This is a genomic window from Streptomyces sp. NPDC031100 (genome assembly GCF_055570785.1).
The window spans coordinates 724,988-741,956 of record NZ_JBVIGN010000003.1 but is presented as its reverse complement, the minus strand read 5'-3'; the positions used below and the strand labels follow the sequence as shown (position 1 = coordinate 741,956).

Genomic DNA, 16,969 nt, shown 5'->3' with positions numbered 1-16,969 from the left:
CGGCCGCGGTCCACCCTCTGTCCCCACCGGAACCGCGCTCGCCGTGGAACTTCGGTACGAAGGGAAATGTCCTCATGAACTCCGCTCCCCAGATCGAGACCCTCGAGATCTCCGAGGCCGACCTCGACAACGTCTCCGGCGGCCTGAGCCCGCACGTCAGTGTCGTCGCCGGCCCCACGGCGGTCAGCGACGCGTCCCTGCTGGCCCAGGCCGGCGCACTCCAGGACCAGGTCCTGGGCACCGTCGGCCAGTACAACGGCGCCGGCGTCACCTTCTCCATCTGACCCACGGCCTGCACCAGGCTCCTGCCAGGCACGGACACCCGACCGGGATCGCCGTGCCTGCCAGGAGCCTTGCCGCGTGCCAGGCGACCTCCTGGGCGAGGGCGTCCTCCATCGGCCCGTGCGCCCCGCATCCGGTGCACACCACACTGCCAAGGGCCCACCCCATGCCGGGGTAGGCCCTTGATTCGTTACGCCCACTTAAGTCAACGTAAGTCGATGCAGTAGCTCGGGCAGCGCGGTGCCGATGGGTTCGCGGATCACCTCGTCGGCGCGGTCGTCGTACGGTGTCGGCTCGGCGTTGACGATGATCAGCTGTGCGCCGTTGTCGGCGGCGACGCCGGCGAGTCCGGCGGCGGGCTGGACCTGGAGGCTGGAGCCGACGGCGATGAACACTGTGCACGCCTTGGTGATGGCGAGGGCTTCGCCGAGGACCACCGGGTCCAGCTTCTGGCCGAACATCACGGTCGCCGACTTCAGGATCCCGCCGCACTCCAGGCAGGGCGGGTCCTCTTCTCCGGCCTCGACGCGCGCCAGCGCGTCGTCCATGGGTCCCCGGGCGTTGCACTTCGTGCACACGACATGGCGTGCGGTGCCGTGCAGTTCGAGCACCTTGCGGGCGGGCATGCCGGCGAGCTGGTGGAGGCCGTCCACGTTCTGGGTGATCACCCGCACCGGGATCCCGGACTTTTCGAGCTCGGCGACGGCCAGGTGTGCGGCGTTGGGTTCGGCCTTCAACGTGCGGTTCCTGCGCCGCATCTGCCAGGACCTGCGCCGGATCTCGGGGTCGCCCATGTAGTAGTCGTACGTCACGAGCTTCTCGGCCTCCGGATCACGCCGCCACAGCCCGTTCGGACCGCGATAATCAGGGATGCCGGAATCGGTGGAGATCCCTGCGCCACTAAGGATGGCGACGAGTGGCCTGTTCATGAGCCGAGAGTAGGACGCTTGCCTGCTCGGGGCGAGCGGATATCGGGGCGTGCCTCTCGCCTGTTCGCGGCTGTCAGCCGATCGCGAGGGCGGCCGATGCGTCGATGAGGGCGAGTTGGCCCGGGCCGGCTCTCCGGGTCCGGGCCTCTTCCACGAAACGGCCCAGCTCCGCGCGGACGGTGGCCGAATCGATGCGCTTGATCACGGGCAGCGTGGCCTCGACGATCTGACAGGCGTCGTCGAGGCGGCCGACACCGGCCAGGGCTGTCGCCTGCCGAACCGCGAAGCGGGCCTGGGAGTTGCTGTCCGCCGGGACGGCCGGCCGGCGCCGGCGCTCGGCGGCGAAAAGGTCGGCGGCCAGCCCGAAGCGACGGAGGCTGAGCATGCAGGACGCCTCGATGAGCCGAGGGTTGCCGTTCTCGATGCGCGGGCCCCAGTGAGGGGTCCGGTCGCCGATGACCTCGGCGGCGTGGCTTCTGAACCGCTCCAGTGCCTCCCGGCAGGCCCCCGCATCGCCACGGCGCGCATGCCCCTGGGCCGCCCGCCGCGCGGCGTGCGCGCGGATCACCGGGTTGGCCGCCGGGTGCCCGGCCGCCTGGTCGGCGAATCCGATCGCCGCATCGGTGTCACCGCGGTGCTGGGCGATGAACGCCTTGCGGACCAGGGCATACGCGGCCACCGTTTCGTCCCCGCCGTGTGCGCCCCAGCGGACCGCGAGATTCGTCCAGCGCAACGCCTCCGCGGGATTTCCCGCCTCTTGTGCCATCCACCCCGTGTATTCGGCGAACCTCGATGCCAGCAGCCAGATCTCGGCACGCTGCTCGCCAACGGCGTGCGGACCGGCGTCCGTCAGGATCCGCGTGATCGACTTCATCGAAGCGGTGACGAACCTCGGTCCGGTGGATCTGCCGATGTCCTTCAGCTCCCACAGGACCCGCTCGTATCCGGCGACCACGGGGCCGGCCTCGACGACGCCCTCGGCCCGGGCGCCGCGGCGGCCGGCCCCGGCCAGCTCGACGAGTTCCCCGCCGGTGCCGAAGGCCGCGTCGCATGCGGCCGCCACAGCGGGCGTCGGGTTGCGCAACCCGCTCTCCAGATTGCAGATCTGCCCTTCGGACACGTGCGCACGCCGGGCGAACTCGCGCACGCTCCACCCCCGACGTGCCCGGAGTGTGGCCAGGACGACGCCGAAGTCGCCCGGCGGCAGACGCGTGCTGGTCGATCTCCCTGCCGAGACCGTCCCTGCCGTGCTGTCCGCCGGGTCCATACCGGCCAGCGTACGGAGCCTTGCGGCCGCTATTCAATCCCCGGCGAATAGCCACCGAGCGTGTACTTCCACCCCTAGGGTGAGCATGATCCCTGACGTCAAGGCTTGCCAGAGAGGGGGCAATTGTGCCGCGCATCTTCCTCAGCTTTCGCAAACCGGACTCCCGGTGGATGCGAGACCGCGTCTACCGCGCGCTGTCCGACCGCTTAGGTGCCGACGAGATCTTCAAGTCGGGCCAGTCGATACCGCCCGGGGCCGATTTCGCCGAGATCCTGCGGCGGCAGGCCGCCGAGTGCGAGCTCATGTGCGTACTGATCGGGCCAGGGTGGCTCGACGCGCGGGACGAGGACGGTGTGCGGCTCCTGGACCGGGCTCACGACTGGGTCCGCCTGGAGATCGCGACGGCTCTGCGGGCGGGAAACCGCGTCGTCCCGGTCCTTCTGGGCGACGCGACGATGCTGCCCGACGCGTCGGCGCTGCCGGCCGAGATCGCGGAGCTGGCGCGCCTGCAGTTCCTCCGCGTTCCGGAGACCCATCTGCCGGACGGGCTGGAGCACTTGGGCGACGCGGTGACCGCTCTCCTGTCCGATACCGATACCGACCCCGCTGTCGAACCCGGGCACGGCACGGCGCCGGCCGTCGATCCGGAGCCGTCAGTGACCATGACGGCCCATGTGTCCGGCGGTGGCAGCGCCTACCAGGCAGCCCGTGATCAGACGATCAGGCTGGCGTGAGGGGCGGACGATGGATCATCCCGGAGCAGACGGTGCTCATCGGATCGGGCCGTATGCGCTGCTCGGAAGGCAGAGCACGGTCGGCGGGGGCGAAGTCTTCGCGGCCCGCACGGACGAGGGGCGACTCGTCACGGTCACGGTCGTGGGGCCCGAACTCGCCGCGAACCCGGGGTTCCGGAACCGGTTCCGGGCCGCCGTCGAGGCGGCACGGACGCTGTCCGGTGCCTTCCTCGTACCGGTGGTGGACGCCGACGCCGACGCGCCGGTTCCTTGGCTGGCGACCGAGTTCACCGCCGGACTGCCGCTCCGGCAGGTGGTGGACCGGCACGGCCCGCTGTCCGAGCCGGCTCTGCGGGTGCTCGCCGACGGCCTCGCCCGGGCGCTGGCCGCACTCCACGCGGCCGGGACGGTCCACGGCGAGGTGAGCCCGGACTCGGTGCTGCTGACCATGGACGGGCCCCGCATCACCGCCCTGGGGATCGTGGGAGCCACCGGCAGTCCGGCACCCTCACCGACGGACGACATGTTCGACCTCGGGTCGACCGTGCTGTTCGCAGCTTCCGGAGGCGAGCCGGACACGGGCGCCCTCCCCGTGTCGCTGCGCGAGGTGATCGACGGCTGCCTGTACCCGGAACCGCCGGACCGTCCCACCGCGGAGCAACTCGTCGACTACCTGAGGCGTCAGGACCTGCCGGCTCCAGAGGGCAGTTGGCTGCCGCCGGCAGTGACCGCCGACATGGCCGCCGCGGCCGCGGCGGTGGGATCGGTGTCCGCCGGGGCCGGCCGGGGCCCGTTTCCTCCGGCGCCGGTGATCGCTGCCGGCACGGGTGTCAGCCGCCGGAAGCTGATCATCGGTCTGGCCGGGGGCGCGGCCGTACTCGGCGGAGCCGCGGCGGCACTCGCCTTTTCCGGCGACTCGTCGCCGGCATCCGACGGCCGGGCCGGCGGGCCCGGATCCACTGCGCGGCCGGCCTCTCCGTCAGGCGTGCGATCCACGTCGGCCTCCTCTGCGTCGCCGTCCTCGACGGACAGACCGGAATCGATCGTCCTGGCCGGACCCGACGCCGCCAAGGCATGGTCAGGCGCCGCAAAGCACGCCCCCACCTGCCTGGAAGCGTCCGACAAGGTGGTCATGGTGGTCACGGACACTGGCACGTCCTTCCTGGACGCCGCGACCGGAAAATCCGTGTTCCCCCAGCTGAACACGACCAACGACTTCGGCACGACCAGCGACAAGTACCCGACGGCGTACGCGGACGGAATGTTCTACCTGCTCTGCGACACACCGAGTCAGTCAGGCCTGCTGGCGGCGTTCGACGCCGCCAGCGGGAAGGTGAAGTGGGCGACCAAGATGGCCGACGTCGATCCCGGCGGCGGCACGCATGCGGCGATGTACCTGAGCCACTATGTGGCAGTCGCGGGGAACACGGTGTACGTATGCGGGCAGTTGCTTCAGACATCCGGGTCGTTCTCGGCCAAGTCTCCGAGCACCGGCTACATCCGTGCGTTCAACGCCGCGACCGGCAAGGCACTGTGGCGGGTCAAGGGCACGGACATCAACAACGTGCTCGTGCCGCCCTCCGGTTCCCACCTGCTGGCCACCTCGGCCGTTCCGGGCAAGAAGCCCGGCCGCGTCCAGATGATCGACGCCGGCAGGAGAGGCGCCCGCGGCTGGAACGTATCCGTCCCGCACGCCGCGTACTACTTCACCACCGGCTGGCCGCTGACGTGCTACGCCGCCGGGCTGTTCCTGTTCGCCGGCGGCAACGGCGACACGCTGTTCGCCGTCGACGCGGCCACGGGCAGCGAGAAGTGGCATCAGCGCTTCGATGCGAAGAACGGGGACCAGGTCCAGATCGGCGCCCTGTTCTCCAGCCTGGACGGCGCGACCGTCTACGTACCGGTCGGCAGCGACCTGGCCGCCCTGACCGCGGCCGACGGCACGCTCCAGTGGGTCGCGACGCTCGACGGGGCCGACGACACGGGCGGTTCCAACATGTTCAACGCCGCCCTCAGGATTTCCGGCAAGAGCGCGCAGTGTTCGGCCGACACCGTCTTCGCCACCGACAGCGCCAAGACGCTGTGGGCCATCGACGCGGCCACCGGCAGGGCCCGGTGGAAATACAGCGACCCCGGGCAGCCGGACGTGGGGTTCCTGTGGACAGTGGGCGGCGATCACGTGTTCATCGCCTCCCACCTGACAGTGACCGCGATCGCGGCCCACGGGCGGTAAGGGACAAGGAGAAGACATGGAGACGAGTGTGGAACTCGCCGGCCTGGCATCGGCGGCCGCGGCGCGCCTGATCGACCTGCTGGCGACGGACGGCTGGGCCGCGGTCAAGTCCTCGGTCCTGTCGCTGTGGCGGTCCGCGCACCCGGAGCGCGTCGAGGAGGAACTCGCCGATGCGCGCGGCGAGTTGCTTCAGGCACGGCAGACGGGCGACGGCCAGGAACTCCAGGGGCTGCTGGTGGCCGAGTGGCAGGCCCGCATCATCCGGCTGATGGCCACGCGGCCGGACGCCGTCGACGAGCTGCGCGCGCTGTTCGGCGAGGAACTGCGCGCTGCCGGAAGCCCGGAACAGCAGATCACGGGCTCGATGACGCTGGAGGCACACGTCTCCGGCGGCGACGCGTTCCTGGCCGGCCGGGACATGACCGTCACCAGAGGCGGACAGGCGTGACGGAACGCAGCACCGGTGCCTCGCCCCCCGACGGGCCGCCCCCCTGGCAGCCGAAACGGCTGGAGGCGACCGTGACGGGAGGGGGCAGCTCCTTCCAAGCCGGCCGCGACATGCACATTCGCCTCGGCGACGAGGGGCGCAGGACCGTGCCCGGCCCCGGCGCCGACCAAGTGCCGTGCCCGTACCCGGGCTTGGCCCCGTTCGGCGCGCGGCACAAGCAGTGGTTCTACGGCCGTGAGCGCATGGTTCACCTCGTGTGCGAGCGGATGGACGCCCGGATGCGTGAGGGCGGCCCGCTGGTGCTGATCGGCCCCTCGGGGGCCGGGAAGTCGTCCCTGCTCGCGGCCGGGGTACTGCCGGCCCTGGACGACGGCCGGCTTCCGGTGGCGGGCTCGAGCACCTGGCCGCGGCTGCTGCTGACCCCGACGGCATCCCCGGCCCTGGCACTGGCGGCCGCCGCCGGGCTCGACGCCGAGACCGCCCGGCGCACGGCACCGGCGTGGCGGGCCGATCCCGCACAGTGCATTGCCGAGCTGCGCGAGATCACCGGAGCCGGCGATCCGGCGCCCACCGGGGAGTCCCCCTCCGCGGGCCTGGTCGTCGTGGTCGACCAGTTCGAGGAGATCTTCACGGCCTGCGGCGACGAGACCGAACGGCAGTGGCTCATCGAGGTGCTCGACCGTCTGGCCCGGCCCACGGGCGGCGCGGTCGTGGTGCTGGGAGTGCGCGCGGACTTCTATGCCGCGTGCACGGCCCATCCGCAGCTCCGGGCGGCGCTCCAGGCCGGACCGGTCCTGCTGGAGCCGATGACGGAGGACGAACTCAAGGACGCGATCCGCCGCCCGGCCGGCAACGTGGGACTCGACGTCGAAGACGGCCTGGTCGAGGTGCTGCTGGCGGACCTGGGCGCGGTCGGGGGACCGGCCGGTACGAGCACCACGGGCCGGCTGCCGCTGCTCGCACACGCGCTGCGGGCCACCTGGCAGCAGCGTCACGGCCACACGCTCACCGTGGACGGATACCGCGTCACCGGCGGCATCCAGGGCGCCATCGCCACCACGGCGAACAGGCTCTACGACACCCTGCCGCCGCCCTGCCACGAGGCCGCACGGTGGGTGTTCCTGCGGCTCGTCATCGTGGGACGCGACGCCGACGACAGCCGCCGGCGCGTCCGGTACGACGAGCTGCTGCGTCACGCGCCGGACCGGGAAGCGGCTGTCAGAGTCCTGGACGACTTCACCCGTGGCCGGCTGCTGACCCGGGACCAGGACACGGTGGTGATGACACATGAGGTGCTCATCCGCGCCTGGCCCCGGCTGCGGGACTGGATCGAGCACGACCGCAACGGGAACCTCGTACGACAGGATCTGGAAGAGGCGGCCGCGCTCTGGGAACAGGCCGGCCGGGAGGCAGCCGCGCTGTACCGCGGCAACCGCCTGGAGGCCGCCCTCGCCTGGGCCGAAACGCACGGGCCGGAACTCAGCGGCGCCGCCCGGGCATTCCTGGCAGCCGCCCGCCACCACCAGCGGCGCGGGCAACGGCTCCGGCGCGCCGCGGTCGCCGTCATCACCGCCCTGGCGGTGGTCGCCTCGCTGGCCGCGGTGTTCGCCTTCCGGCAGGAGTCCCACGCCCGGGCCGCCGCCACCCGGGCCCTGCGAGCCCGCGACCAGGCCATCAACGCCGCCGTCACCTCCGCGTCCGTACAACTGGCGCCGACCGATCCCTCGCTGTCCGCTCAACTCGCACTGACCGCCTACCGCATGGACCCGACCCCGGAGGCGGCGTCCCGGCTCATCACGACCGAGAACACACCGCTGGACACCCGGCTTCCCGGCCCGCACGGCGCGGTGTACACCGTGGCCTACAGCCCCGACGGGCACATGCTGGCAGCCGGGAACGTCTACCAGAACCTCGTCCGGCTGTGGGACGTCTCCGATCCCAGCCGTCCGGTGGCGCTGGGCCGACCCGTGCCCGTGGACCATTCCGTCAACTCGGTCCTGTCGCTCGCGTTCAGCCCGGACGGCCGGGTGCTGGCCGTCGGCGGCCGCACCAGCCACAACGGCGACGCCGGCTCCGGCGGATTCGTCGACCTGTGGAGCCTGACCAGCCCCAGCCACCCAGTCCTGCTCGGCCGGCCGAAGAGTCCCGCCATTCAGGGCATGGACGCCCTGACCGCCATCGAATCGCTGGCGTTCAGTCCCGACGGCCGTACCCTGGCCGCCGGATGGCGCGCCGGACTCGTCAGCCTGTGGAACGTCACCCGCCCCGACGACGTCCACCCCGCGGGAGCGCCCCTGAACCTCGACTGCCCCGACGTCTTCTCCCATCGCATCGCGTTCAGCCCCACCGGGCACACCCTGGCCGCCGCATGCGACGACGACGCCGGCACCATCCGCCTGTGGAACACCACCGACCCGGCCCACCCCGGCCGCGGCCGTTCCCTGAAGGCCGGGCATCCCGTCAACTGCCTGGCGTTCAGCCCCGACAGCCGTACCCTGGCGGCCGGATCCAGCGACAGCACGGTCCACCTGTGGAAGGTCGCGGACCCCGGCCGCCCCGCACCCCTGGGCAAGCCGCTGACGGGTCCCGCACAGCCCGTCATGTCGGTGGCGTTCAGCCCGGACGGTCACACCCTGGCGGCCGGCAGCGCCGACCACACCATCCACCTGTGGAACGTCACCCACCCCGGGGCCATCGGCCCTCTGGGCCGGCCGCTGACCGGTCCCGGCGACGCGGTGACCGACGTGGTGTTCAGCCCCGACAGCCGCACCCTCGCCGCCGGGAACACCGACGGCAACGTCGATCTGTGGAATCTGCCGCCGACCCGGATCATCGGCGCCGGCGGCAATGTGGCATCCGTGGCGTTCAGCCCCAACGGGCGCACCCTGGCCGCCGGAAACCAGAACAACACCGTCTCGCTGTGGAACACCGCCGACCCCAACCACCCCGTTCCCCGCGGTGATCCGCTCACCGGCCCCAAGGACCCGGTCGACGTCGTGGCGTTCAGCCCGGACGGGCGCACCCTGGCCGCCGGCGACCACGGCGGCACCGTCACGTTGTGGAACACCTCCGACCCCAGCCGTCCCGTTCGCCTCCGGGAGACCCTCACCGGGGCGGACGGGCCCGTCTTCGCCCTGGCGTTCAGCCCCGACGGCCACACCCTGGCCGCGGCCGGCGACGCTCCCTATCGTGGCAGCATCGCCCTGTGGGACGTCAGCGACCCCGCACACCCCGACGCCCAGCCCGGCATCTCCAATGACCGCACGAGGTCCGTCCTGTCCTTGGCGTTCAGCCGCGACGGCACGATGCTGGCGGCCGGCGGCGACGGCAGCAACCGTGAGGTCGGCCTGTGGAGTACGACGGACCCCGGGGTCCGCATCGGGCAGCCGATCCGCCAGCCGACCGCCACCGCCACCTGGGTCGCGTTCAGCCCGGACGGCCGCACCCTCGCCACCGGGAACAGCCGCGGCACCGTCACCCTGTGGAATGCCACCGACCCCAACCACCTCACGCGCAGGGGCAGTCCCCTGACCGTCCCCGGCGGCAGCCTGTGGTCGGTGGCGTTCAGCCCGGACGGGCACACCCTCGCAGCGGCCGGCCACACCGACAACGGCACCATCAACCTGTGGAACGTCACCGATCCCGACCACCCCACCCCCATCGGCCGGCCGCTGACCGTGGAGACCGGATTCGTCGCCGTTCTGGCGTTCAGCCCGGACGGTCACACCCTGGCCGCCACCACCGACGACGGCGTGGCCACGCTCTGGGACCTGAACGTCGAGTCCGCCATCAGCCGTATCTGCGACGGGAGCTCCGGCGCCCTGAGCCGACAGCAATGGAGCCGATACGTTCGCCCGCTGCCGTACGACCCACCCTGTGTGACCACCTAGTAGGGCCTGGTCAGGTTGATATCGGCATGTCCAGGGCCGGCTGCCACTCCTCGGCATGACCGACTTCCCTTCAGACCACGCCGGACCACTGCCAGCTCCTCAGCCATCACACCGAACCTGACCAAGCACTACTAGTGGCGCCTCCTTGTTGGCCTTCGCCCTGTGCTCATGTCGCTGTTGGAACTGGACTGTGGGAAAGTGGTCCATATGGGGGAATACGGGAAGAAGGGAAGCAGGTTATGCCTCTTCCGGACGGAAGGTTCAGGCTTCACAGTTACCAGCACAACGGTCAGTGGCTCTTCGTCTCCAACGACACGAGAGGACCTGACCGAGTCGTTGAGGCGCATCCCTATGCGGACGAGTTCCGCAATGAGTTCGAGGCCAAGCCTGACGGCAATGGCGGCGTCCGTCTCTTCAACCCCGCAACGGACTGCTACCTGTTCGTCTCCAATGACGTGGAGGCCGGCGACCGGGTGGTGGAAGCTCACCCATACGAGCATGAGCCCCGGAACAGTCTCTATCCCAACGTGCAGGAAGACGGAAGCTGGACATTCTGGAGCGCCGATGCCCAAGGGTTCCTGTTCTTGTCCAACGACACAGAGGGCGACGACTACGTGATCGAGTCACACCCGCCCGACGAGGTCCGCAACCGCTTCTTCGCGGAACCCGTTTAGAACTGGCGGCGTAATGACGCAGCATCCGGACTGAGACCCGGCCGGCTGCCAGGGTGAGGAGGGTCAGGGGCACTGCGAGGACCAGGCGGAGGCAGCCGGTGGCGTCAGGCCACCCGGTGTCCGTTCTCCAGCTCTGCCGTGCCCCCGTTCTCCGCCAGCACGTCCAGCGCGGCCAGGACGCGACGGCCGAGGGCGCCGGGGAGATGGTCGGGGATGTCCGCGCGGGTGACCAGCCGCCAGGACAGCAGCTCCTCCTCCTGGAGGCGGATCGCCTTGAGCTCGGCCTCGGTGAGGACACCGCCGTCGTACAGGTACGCCACCAGCGGCGGCCGTCCCGCGCCGTGCACCCAGTCCACCGCCAGCAGCCGGCCCAGCTCGCGGTCGAGGCCGATCTCCTCCAGGGTCTCCCGGCGGGCCCCCTGGCGCGGCGTCTCGCCGTCGTCCGACTCGATCGTGCCGCCCGGAAGGGCCCAGCCCTCGCGGTAGTTGGGCTCGACGAGCAGCACGCGTCCCTCGGTGTCCCGGAAGAGCGCGCCGGCACCGGCGAGGACACGGGGCAGGCTGGCGATGTACGCGGCGAAGTCCTCAGTCGTGGTCACTGAGGAAGGGTAGCCAACTCCGGGACGGCTACGGCGCGGTCGTCGCCAGGCGCAGGGTGCGCTCGGCCAGCGCACTGATCCGTACGCCGTCGAAGCCGAACACCGCGCTCCGGACCGTGTCCTCCAGCGGGTCCGTCCACTGGGCGGGGACGGCCGCCGCACCGGCGAGCACCCCGGCCACCGAGCCGGCGGTGGCGCCGTTGGAGTCGGTGTCCAGGCCGCCGCGGACGGTGAGGGCGATGGTCCGGGTGAAGTCGCCGTCGCCGTACAGCAGCCCGGCCGTGAGGACGGCCGCGTTCGGGACCGTGTGGATCCAGCCGAGACCGGCGGTCTCCGCGGACAGCGTGGCCAGCGTCTCCTCCCAGGGCAGCCGGGACTCGTGCAGGGACACCACCCGGCGCACGGTCCGGGCGAGGCGGCTGCTCGCCGGGATCACGGCGAGCGCGGTCTCCAGCGCCTCCCGCACGCCCGGCGCGGTGAAGGCCGCCGAGATCAGCGCGGCCGCGAACATCGCGCCGTAGACGCCGTTGCCGGTGTGGGAGAGCACCGCGTCCCGACGGGCCAGCGAGGCGGCGCGGCCCGGGTCGCCGGGGCAGGTCCAGCCGTAGACGTCGGCGCGGATCAGCGCGCCGATCCACTCCTGGTACGGGTTGTCGTACGTCGCCGTCAGCGGCGGCTTCAGACCGTTCGCCAGGTTGCGGTACGCCGCCCGTTCCGCCGTGAAGGTCTGCAGATACGGCAGCCTGAGCAGCCACAGATCGCCGACCTGCTCGGTGCTGAAACCGAAACCGTGGGTCTCGAGCAGGTGCAGGCCGAGGATGGCGTAGTCGACGTCGTCGTCGCGGCAGCTGCCGTGGATCCTGCCGCGCACGCACTGTCGCCACTCCGGGCGCAGCACGGCGCCGTCGGCCGCGTCGGCCGGCTCGGGCAGGTAGTCGGTGAGCGGCAGGGCGGCCGCCTGCCGCAGATAGCGGTCGATGCGCTCGCGCGTCCACACCTCGCCCTGCTCGACCGGTTTGCCGAGCATGTTGCCCGCGATCCGGCCGAGCCAGCCCCCGTGGATACGGTCGGCGAGGTCCGGCCCGGTGCCCTGGTTGCCCATGGCTGGGGTCTACCCGTTTTCCTCAGGCTCCCCTCAGCGGCTGCTCAGGGTTCGGTCGGAGCATGACGGCGGGGGTGTCCTCCGGTTAAGGTCGCAGCGGCGCGACTGGCCCTGACGTGCGCGGGGCCCGGAGAGCAAGGGGAAAGCAAGGTGGCGGACGCTGCAGTGAACGAGACCCGCAGGGTGCTCATCGCCGCGGACAAGTTCAAGGGCTCGCTGACGGCCGTGCAGGTCGCCGAGCGGGTCACGGCCGGGCTGCGCCGGGTCGTGCCCGGCGTCGAGGTCGAGGCGCTGCCCGTGGCGGACGGCGGTGACGGGACCGTGGACGCGGCGGTCGCGGCCGGCTTCGAGCGCCGGGAGATCCGGGTCGCCGGGCCGCTCGGCCAGGAGGTCACGGCCGCGTTCGCGCTGCGCGGCGACACCGCGGTCGTGGAGATGGCCGAGGCGAGCGGGCTGCAGCGGCTGCCGGCCGGTGTCTTCGCGCCGCTGACCGCGTCCACGTACGGCTCCGGTGAGCTGCTGCGGGCCGCGTTGGACGCGGGCGCGCGGACGATCGTGTTCGGCGTCGGTGGCAGCGCCACGACGGACGGCGGTGCCGGGATGCTGTCGGCGCTGGGCGCGCGGTTCCTGGACGCCGACGGGGAGCCGGTGCCGCCGGGTGGCGGCGGTCTCGCCGAGCTGGTGCGCGCGGACCTGTCCGGTCTGGACCCGCGCCTGTCCTCGGTGGAGCTGGTGCTCGCCAGTGACGTCGACAATCCGCTGACCGGGCCGAAGGGCGCGCCCGCGGTGTACGGCCCGCAGAAGGGGGCTTCGCCGGAGGACGTGCAGACGCTGGACGCGGCCCTCGCCCACTTCGCCGAGGCCCTGGAGCCGGCCGTGGGGTCGCGTGCCGCCGAGTACGCGGCGGCGCCGGGTGCGGGCGCGGCCGGCGGCATCGGCTACGGCGCCCTGCTGCTGGGTGCCCGGTTCCGGCCGGGCATCGAGGTCATGCTGGACGTGCTCGGCTTCGCTCCGGCGCTGGAGCGGGCCTCGCTGGTGATCACCGGTGAGGGGTCGCTGGACGAGCAGACATTGCATGGGAAGGCGCCGGCGGGGGTCGCTGCCGCCGCGCGGGCCGCGGGCAAGGATGTCGTCGCGGTGTGCGGGCGGCTTGCTCTGCCGGAGGAGGCGTTGCTGCGGGCCGGTATCGGGCGGGCCTACCCTCTCACCTCGGTCGAGCCCGACGTCGCCAAGTGCATCGCGGACGCCGGGCCGATCCTGGAGCGGGTCGCCGTCCGGATCGCTGAGGACTACTTGAGCTGAGGTCCCTGGGGGCGGAGCCCCCCAGTACGGCCGCCCCTGCTCCGGGCGGTCAGACAGCGAAAAGGGCCCCGGACCAACCAGGTCCGGGGCCCTCACGCGTGAGCGTTACGGCAGCTGCGCCGTCCTCGCCTCACGGCGGTTGTCGCGGAAGTTGTTCACCCGGCGGGCCGTGGCGAACAGCGGGATCACCGCGCCCATGACCAGCTGCAGGGCGCAGCCCGTCTGGAGCAGCAGCTGACCGCTCGGGGCGTCGAAGGCCCAGGCGGTCAGGAGGCCCATGGACAGGACGATCCAGGACAGCATGGCCACGGCGAGACGGCCGCGCGGCTTCGGGTACTCGACCCGGCTCACCATCAGCCAGGCCGTGCCGAGGATCGCCAGGAGCGTCGCGAAGAAGGGCAGCTCCAGGAGCACGATCGAGACGACCGTCAGCGCGCCGAACGGCGAGGGCATGCCCTGGAACATGCCGTTCGTCGGCGTCACGCACGAGAAGCGCGCCAGACGCAGCACCACGGCCAGGAGCACCACGATTGCCCCGACCGCCGCCACCTTCTGGTACGCGTCGTCCGCGACCATGCCGTAGACCAGCACGAAGTACGCCGGCGCCAGACCGAAGCTGATCAGGTCCGAGAGGTTGTCCAGCTCGGCGCCCATGGGGGAGGAGCGCAGCTTGCGCGCCACGAGGCCGTCGAACAGGTCGAACACCGCAGCACACAGCATCAGGATGACCGCCGTGGCCGCGCTGTTGCGCGCCATACCGGACTCCTGGCTGTCGGTGAGGTGCGGGATCAGGATGCCGGTGGTGGTGAAGTACACCGCCATGAAGCCGCACGTGGCGTTGCCCAGCGTGAGGGTGTCCGCTATCGACAGGCGCAGAGAGAGGGGCATCTCCTCTTCTTCGTCCACCTCGTCGGCCTCGGGCACCCAGCCCGCCTGGGTCTCCGGATCAATCACGGTCAATGCGAGTCACCCCAGCCACGGTCTTCTGGCCGACCTCGACCGCGACCTCCACGCCCTCGGGCAGGTAGAGGTCGACACGCGAGCCGAAGCGGATCAGACCGATACGGTCACCCTGCTCGACCTTCGTGCCCTCCGGGATGTAGGGCACGATGCGGCGGGCCACCGCGCCGGCGATCTGGATCATCTCGATGTCGCCGAGTTCGGTGTCGAAATGCCAGACTACGCGCTCGTTGTTCTCGCTCTCCTTGTTGAAAGCGGGAACAAAGCCACCGGGGATGTGTTCGACGGACGTCACCGTGCCCGCGAGGGGCGCGCGGTTGACGTGGACGTTGAGCGGGCTCATGAAGATCGCGACGCGGGTGCGCCCGTCCTTCCAGGGCATGATGCTCTGCACCACACCGTCGGCGGGGGAGATGACCCGGCCCTGGGCGATCTCGCGCTCCGGGTCGCGGAAGAACCACAGCATGCCCGCCGCGAGCGCGGTGGCGGGTACGGCGACGGCCTTGGCGGCGCCGGAGCGGCGCGCGCGCAGGAGGCTGACGGCTGCGGTGGCGACGGTCGGGAGAAGCCACGGCGATGCTCCGCGCGCGAGGCGTACGCCGGCCAGGCTGTCTCGATGTGCAGAGGTTTGGCTGTGGGGCATGGATGACCTTCGTAGCGGATGATGCCGCGCTCTAACAGGGGGACGGCGGCTTTCCGGGGATCGTACCGGTCGCGGGCTGCAACTGGGCAAGCCAGGAAGCCGAGTCGGCGGCCGAAGGCCGCCTACGGGGTGTGATCTTCTTCTCGAAGAAAACACCCCGTACTCGGACAATCAGCCCTGGAATCGATACTCTTCGAGCAGCCTGCGCCCGATGATCATTTTCTGGATCTCGGCGGTACCTTCACCGATCAGCAGCATCGGAGCCTCCCGGTAGAGGCGCTCGATCTCGTACTCCTTGGAGAAGCCGTAGCCGCCGTGGATCCGGAAGGCATCCTCCACGACCTCCTTGCAGTACTCGGAGGCGAGGTACTTCGCCATCCCAGCTTCGAGGTCGTTTCGTTCCCCGGAGTCCTTTTTGCGTGCCGCGTTGACCATCATGGCATGCGCGGCCTCGACCTTGGTAGCCATCTCGGCCAGCTTGAACTGGATGGCCTGGTGCTGGGCGATCGGCTTGCCGAAGGTGTGCCGCTGCTGGGCGTACTGGACGCCGAGCTCGAAGGCGCGCTGGGCGACGCCGCAGCCGCGCGCCGCCACGTTGACGCGGCCGACCTCCACGCCGTCCATCATTTGGTAAAAACCTCGGCCGGTGACGCCGCCGAGCACCCGATCGGCCGGTAGCCGCAGGCCATCCATGATCAGCTCGGTGGTGTCGACGCCCTTGTAGCCCATCTTCTCGATCTTGCCCGGGATGGTCAGGCCGGGGCGGACCTCACCGAAGCCGGGCTCCTTCTCGATCAGGAAGGTCGTCATCGACTTGTGGGGCGCGGTGCCCTCGGGGTGTCCTTCGTCACTTCGGACCAGGACGGCCACCAGCGAGGAGGTGCCGCCGTTCGTCAGCCACATCTTCTGGCCGTTCAGGACGTACTCGTCGCCGTCCTTGACCGCCTTCGACGTGATCGCCGACACATCCGAGCCGAGGCCCGGCTCCGACATCGAGAACGCGCCCCGGATGTCGCCGGCCGCCATGCGCGGCAGGAAGTGGTCCTTCTGCTCCTGCGTGCCGTGCTGCTTGAGCATGTACGCCACGATGAAGTGCGTGTTGATGATGCCGGACACCGACATCCAGCCACGGGCGATCTCCTCCACGCACAGCGCGTAGGTGAGGAGCGACTCGCCCAGGCCCCCGTACTCCTCGGGGATCATCAGACCGAAGAGGCCGAGTTCCTTCAGGCCGTCCACGATCTGCTGCGGGTACTCGTCGCGGTGCTCCAGCTCGGTCGCGACAGGAATGATCTCCTTGTCGACAAAGTCCCGAACCGTGGAGAGGATCTCCTGCTGGACGTCGGTCAGACCGGCGGTCTGGGCGAGACGGGCCATGGCTTACTTCTCCTGCTGCTTCAGTTCGGGACGGCCCGGCTGCTCGCCGCCGCGCTCCTTGATGTACGTCTCGGTGGGCACCATCACCTTGCGGCGGAAGACGCACACCAGGGTGCCGTCCTGCTTGTAGCCCTTGGTCTCGACGTAGACGATGCCGCGGTCGTTCTTCGACTTGGACGGCCACTTGTCGAGCACGGTCGTCTCGCCGTAGATCGTGTCGCCGTGGAAGGTCGGCGCCACGTGCTTGAGCGACTCGATCTCCAGGTTGGCGATCGCCTTGCCGGAGATGTCCGGGACGGACATGCCGAGCAGCAGGGAGTAGATGTAGTTCCCGACGACGACGTTCTTGCCGAAGTCCGTCGTCTTCTCCGCATAGTTCGTGTCCATGTGGAGCGGGTGGTGGTTCATGGTGAGGAGACAGAACAGGTGGTCGTCGTACTCCGTGACCGTCTTGCCCGGCCAGTGCTTGTACGTCGCCCCGACCTCGAACTCCTCGTAGGTGCGTCCGAACTGCATCGCGCTCAGGGCT

Annotated in this window: 15 protein-coding genes; 7 read left to right on the top strand and 8 right to left on the bottom strand. The window is 70.7% G+C overall.

Going from position 1 to position 16,969, the window contains the following annotated elements; genetic code table 11:
• Positions 1–74: 74 nt before the first annotated feature.
• Positions 75–284 carry a hypothetical protein gene (locus ACZ5DS_RS11245; RefSeq protein ID WP_468236089.1) on the top strand — a complete coding sequence of 70 codons (210 nt, stop codon included), beginning with the start codon at positions 75–77 and terminating at the stop codon, positions 282–284.
• Positions 285–482: 198 nt separating this feature from the next.
• Here ACZ5DS_RS11245 and ACZ5DS_RS11240 read toward each other — a convergent pair whose 3' ends face one another.
• Both ACZ5DS_RS11240 and ACZ5DS_RS11235 read right to left on the bottom strand, forming a co-directional pair.
• Positions 483–1,211, bottom strand: coding sequence for an SIR2 family NAD-dependent protein deacylase (locus tag ACZ5DS_RS11240; RefSeq protein WP_468236087.1), 729 nt, complete (start codon positions 1,209–1,211; stop codon positions 483–485).
• Positions 1,212–1,284: 73 nt separating this feature from the next.
• Complete coding sequence (locus tag ACZ5DS_RS11235; protein ID WP_468236084.1) at positions 1,285–2,478, bottom strand: helix-turn-helix domain-containing protein; 1,194 nt, start codon at positions 2,476–2,478, stop codon at positions 1,285–1,287.
• A gap of 125 nt (positions 2,479–2,603) precedes the next feature.
• On the opposite strand from ACZ5DS_RS11235, the gene ACZ5DS_RS11230 reads away from it, so the two are divergent.
• The 5 genes from ACZ5DS_RS11230 to ACZ5DS_RS11210 all read left to right on the top strand — a co-directional run bounded on the left by ACZ5DS_RS11230 (position 2,604) and on the right by ACZ5DS_RS11210 (position 10,457).
• Positions 2,604–3,212: a toll/interleukin-1 receptor domain-containing protein gene (locus ACZ5DS_RS11230; protein WP_468236082.1), complete on the top strand. Its 609-nt coding sequence runs from the start codon at positions 2,604–2,606 to the stop codon at positions 3,210–3,212.
• Positions 3,213–3,222: 10 nt separating this feature from the next.
• Positions 3,223–5,445 carry an outer membrane protein assembly factor BamB family protein gene (locus ACZ5DS_RS11225; protein WP_468236079.1) on the top strand — a complete coding sequence of 741 codons (2,223 nt, stop codon included), beginning with the start codon at positions 3,223–3,225 and terminating at the stop codon, positions 5,443–5,445.
• Positions 5,446–5,461: 16 nt separating this feature from the next.
• On the top strand, positions 5,462–5,893 hold the full coding sequence (locus ACZ5DS_RS11220) for a hypothetical protein (protein ID WP_468236077.1): 432 nt from the start codon (positions 5,462–5,464) through the stop codon (positions 5,891–5,893).
• Entirely contained in the window at positions 5,890–9,783 is a 3,894-nt protein-coding gene (locus ACZ5DS_RS11215) for an nSTAND1 domain-containing NTPase (protein WP_468236074.1), read from the top strand. Before ACZ5DS_RS11220 ends, ACZ5DS_RS11215 begins: the two co-directional genes overlap by 4 nt.
• A 239-nt stretch (positions 9,784–10,022) precedes the next feature.
• Complete coding sequence (locus tag ACZ5DS_RS11210; protein WP_468236072.1) at positions 10,023–10,457, top strand: hypothetical protein; 435 nt, start codon at positions 10,023–10,025, stop codon at positions 10,455–10,457.
• Between the two features lie 104 nt (positions 10,458–10,561).
• On the opposite strand, the gene ACZ5DS_RS11205 is transcribed toward ACZ5DS_RS11210, so the two are convergent.
• Both ACZ5DS_RS11205 and ACZ5DS_RS11200 read right to left on the bottom strand, forming a co-directional pair.
• Complete coding sequence (locus tag ACZ5DS_RS11205) at positions 10,562–11,056, bottom strand: NUDIX domain-containing protein (RefSeq protein ID WP_468236070.1); 495 nt, start codon at positions 11,054–11,056, stop codon at positions 10,562–10,564.
• Positions 11,057–11,084: 28 nt separating this feature from the next.
• A complete protein-coding gene (locus ACZ5DS_RS11200; protein ID WP_468236068.1) occupies positions 11,085–12,158 on the bottom strand; it encodes an ADP-ribosylglycohydrolase family protein in 1,074 nt (357 codons plus the stop codon).
• A gap of 150 nt (positions 12,159–12,308) precedes the next feature.
• Here ACZ5DS_RS11200 and ACZ5DS_RS11195 point away from each other — a divergent pair, with 150 nt between their 5' ends.
• Positions 12,309–13,460 (top strand): glycerate kinase, encoded by a 1,152-nt coding sequence (locus ACZ5DS_RS11195; protein ID WP_468236065.1) that lies wholly within the window; start codon positions 12,309–12,311, stop codon positions 13,458–13,460.
• Positions 13,461–13,565: 105 nt separating this feature from the next.
• Here ACZ5DS_RS11195 and pssA read toward each other — a convergent pair whose 3' ends face one another.
• The 4 genes from pssA to ACZ5DS_RS11175 all read right to left on the bottom strand — a co-directional run bounded on the left by pssA (position 13,566) and on the right by ACZ5DS_RS11175 (position 16,956).
• A complete protein-coding gene (gene pssA / locus ACZ5DS_RS11190; protein WP_468236432.1) occupies positions 13,566–14,384 on the bottom strand; it encodes a CDP-diacylglycerol--serine O-phosphatidyltransferase in 819 nt (272 codons plus the stop codon).
• Between the two features lie 22 nt (positions 14,385–14,406).
• Positions 14,407–15,063: a phosphatidylserine decarboxylase gene (locus ACZ5DS_RS11185; protein WP_116145093.1), complete on the bottom strand. Its 657-nt coding sequence runs from the start codon at positions 15,061–15,063 to the stop codon at positions 14,407–14,409.
• 171 nt (positions 15,064–15,234) lie between these two features.
• Positions 15,235–16,440, bottom strand: a complete 1,206-nt coding sequence (locus tag ACZ5DS_RS11180; RefSeq protein WP_031168227.1) for an acyl-CoA dehydrogenase family protein — start codon at positions 16,438–16,440, stop codon at positions 15,235–15,237.
• A gap of 3 nt (positions 16,441–16,443) precedes the next feature.
• On the bottom strand, positions 16,444–16,956 hold the full coding sequence (locus tag ACZ5DS_RS11175) for a MaoC family dehydratase (protein WP_019757884.1): 513 nt from the start codon (positions 16,954–16,956) through the stop codon (positions 16,444–16,446).
• Positions 16,957–16,969 lie beyond the last annotated feature (13 nt).

Coding starts and splice junctions, on each gene's coding strand:
- ACZ5DS_RS11245 (WP_468236089.1), top strand. CDS start 75: ATGAACTCCGCTCCCCAGATCGAGACCCTCGAGATCTCCGAGGCCGAC.
- ACZ5DS_RS11240 (WP_468236087.1), bottom strand. CDS start 1,211: ATGAACAGGCCACTCGTCGCCATCCTTAGTGGCGCAGGGATCTCCACC.
- ACZ5DS_RS11235 (WP_468236084.1), bottom strand. CDS start 2,478: ATGGACCCGGCGGACAGCACGGCAGGGACGGTCTCGGCAGGGAGATCG.
- ACZ5DS_RS11225 (WP_468236079.1), top strand. CDS start 3,223: ATGGATCATCCCGGAGCAGACGGTGCTCATCGGATCGGGCCGTATGCG.
- ACZ5DS_RS11220 (WP_468236077.1), top strand. CDS start 5,462: ATGGAGACGAGTGTGGAACTCGCCGGCCTGGCATCGGCGGCCGCGGCG.
- ACZ5DS_RS11210 (WP_468236072.1), top strand. CDS start 10,023: ATGCCTCTTCCGGACGGAAGGTTCAGGCTTCACAGTTACCAGCACAAC.
- ACZ5DS_RS11200 (WP_468236068.1), bottom strand. CDS start 12,158: ATGGGCAACCAGGGCACCGGGCCGGACCTCGCCGACCGTATCCACGGG.
- ACZ5DS_RS11185 (WP_116145093.1), bottom strand. CDS start 15,063: ATGCCCCACAGCCAAACCTCTGCACATCGAGACAGCCTGGCCGGCGTA.
- ACZ5DS_RS11180 (WP_031168227.1), bottom strand. CDS start 16,440: ATGGCCCGTCTCGCCCAGACCGCCGGTCTGACCGACGTCCAGCAGGAG.
- ACZ5DS_RS11175 (WP_019757884.1), bottom strand. CDS start 16,956: ATGCAGTTCGGACGCACCTACGAGGAGTTCGAGGTCGGGGCGACGTAC.